General features: G+C 37.4%; 1 protein-coding gene and 1 pseudogene. Both read right to left on the bottom strand.

Annotated elements, in window-relative coordinates; translation table 11 throughout:
- Positions 1–202 precede the first annotated feature (202 nt).
- Positions 203–2,017: pseudogene (locus tag E5983_RS08885) on the bottom strand (bacteriocin-associated integral membrane family protein).
- Between the two features lie 97 nt (positions 2,018–2,114).
- Positions 2,115–2,411, bottom strand: a complete 297-nt coding sequence (locus tag E5983_RS08880; RefSeq protein WP_160333475.1) for a lactococcin 972 family bacteriocin — start codon at positions 2,409–2,411, stop codon at positions 2,115–2,117.
- Positions 2,412–2,631: the final 220 nt, after the last annotated feature.

Below are 2,631 nucleotides of genomic sequence, written 5' to 3'. Positions count from 1 at the left end.
TCGAAAGAAAAAGTGTTGTTTTTAGAACTGTTATTTGTTAGACTAAACATATGGGTTTCCTTTCTGATTGTGATTTTTTTGATGCTTATATCATAAAGGGGAACCCTTTTTTTGTCCAGTCATATGTCTCACCCAATGGGTGAAAATCAAAAATTTCTAGAAACCTTGATCTATCAGGGATTCTGGAAGTTTTTTTAGTTATCTATGAATAATTCGGGTTAATAAAAATTCTCCGTCTAAATTCTTCGAAATAAAGCCTATTCATGCTACTAAACAGTAAGATAGATGTGGCTACTCCAAATACAACTCCTATGAACATAATCCAACGTTCCCGCTGAACATTCTCTAACAACTGAATATAGATTTGAGAAGCGGGTTGTAATTCCCCAACCCAGTTTTTGATTCCTTGCTTCTCAAGTAACTCTTGAATATCTGATAACTGATTAAAAAATACATAATTCTGTATAGCATCCGACCAAAACAGGACTGATTGCTCTCCTGTCGATTCTGGTGTCACTACAACAATAATTGGATCTTTTAGAAACTGCTGGTAGGAAATCGGGGTGCTATTGTAAACAAATCGGTCCTTCCCCGATTCTAAATAACCCACTGTCGCTTCCATCTCTTAACGGCTATCTTTACTGGCCATACGATTTGTCACATCTTCCTCAAAAACAGATTTATAGTGTTCCTCTTCCGAGCGAAGGAAGTCAGGTAACAATAAGACAAACTCCCCTGTATCTAAATGCTGTAGTTTCTCATCAATCGCTACATCTACAGAAATATTTTGATGTTTCAAATATTGTGGTGTGACAAAAAGGACATTACCAGAAGGACCATAATCCTGCCAGTCTGTAGATAGGGATAAATTTTTAGAGGAATTGATTCCATTTTGCATCACACGATCAACCAATTGGTGTCTCGCTAACAAAGCTTTCTGCTCTGATACAGCCTGAGATACTAACTGATACCAAATCTCCTGTTTCCTTTGCATATCCTCATTATTCCCCCCCACATCTATACCCTCACGGCTAATAGAGAGGGAAATAAGGTCCTTCTCCTGAATCCATGCCTCCTGCCCTTGTTTTTGTTGTTCCCAGGCTTTTGAATAATTCAAACCACTTCCCATTCCCACCGAAATGATTATAATAGCTAATAACTGTCCCATTAAAATAAGACTAATAACACCTCTAACAGGAATTTCCCCCTTAATCATTTGCATCAAATGGACCTTCTTAACACCAACTGCAAATAACTGAGCAAAGAACAGATCAATCAATAGTAAAAGTAGATTATAAACGATTAACCCCACCACAATTGTCATAAGGGATATAGACGGAAGCGAGAACACAAATTTCAAAATAAAAGTAAGAATTCCTCCAACAGCTAAACCGACTCCTATCGATTTTAAATCTTGCACAAGCGGTCTAAGAAAAATGGACCACCGTCGCTCTCCTGAAATAAGCCGAATACCTGAAGTCTTCAAATAACCAATCTGGCTGATAAGAGTCAATGAAGCAAATGTTAATAAGAAAATTAGTAATCCAATTAATTGAAAACCATTGCTGACCGCTAAAACTAGTGTAGAAAATTGAGACGGGCTTGATAGATACATATTGGTTAATCCAAACTGACTTAACTCCTTCTTCAATCTTTGAAAATCTAAGTCACCTTCAAAGATAAAGTAATTCGTCTCAAGACTAAGATTTTCACCCTCTTTATAAGTCTTTTCCAAAAGTTCACTTGGCAGCTCTCCCCTTCCAAAAGTCATATAGGAGAAAACCGGTTTCCCTTCTGAATTCGGATCTTGAGATTGAATTGCAATCAGACTATCGGTTTGATACGCCAGCCTATCCAAAGATTCTGCTACTTGTTGAAAATTAGTCTCAGGACTAGAGTCAAATACAGCAATATTTGGATAATAATAGGATATATATGTATCGCTCCAAATTGTCAAAACCCAAACAAAGAATAAACTAAGCAATACATTCGATATAACAATGAAAACTTTCTTCATCATCTGCCTCCTAATTCCAAAATAGGGGGCAGAAATAATTCCGCCCCCAAAAATGAACTAATTCATTATAGCAATCAGAAATGTTTTACGGCAATCTCTACCAACCTGCATCAAAGACAACATACTCTCCAACATTTGTATTGATGAATGCATACGAAGTTGCATGAGCTCCCGCATAAGCAGTTCTCTGATTATTCCGAGCTGTACTGCCTACATAAGACCAATGATGCTGGCCTCCATGATAATAATTTGAGAAAGCTCCCCAATTATTTGGATTATGGTGTGCTCCATAAGTCCACTCCCCTCCACGATGAGAGACAGCCGAAACAGGGAGAACGAAGGCTACAGATAAAAATGCAATAACCATTATGACCAGTTTCTTAGTTTTCAGCATAAGACTACTCCTTTATAAAAAGATATAAGGGCACCTCTAAAAACCAGAAGTATTCCGTCATATAAAAAAAGAAGGGACTCTTGCCCTCCAATTTCCAGCAAAAGTCCCTGTATTTCCTACTTTTCTATCCCGATTATCGGGAGAATTCTGATTTTTGGGCGCACTAAGCCCATGTATTCAAATTCAGTCGTTTGATCTGTTCAAAACGACAAATATTGTA

This window comes from Streptococcus danieliae, assembly GCF_009767945.1.
In the GTDB taxonomy this organism is placed as follows: domain Bacteria; phylum Bacillota; class Bacilli; order Lactobacillales; family Streptococcaceae; genus Streptococcus; species Streptococcus danieliae.
Note: the sequence above shows the minus strand (reverse complement) of the source record. Positions and strands in the feature narration are given on the sequence as shown.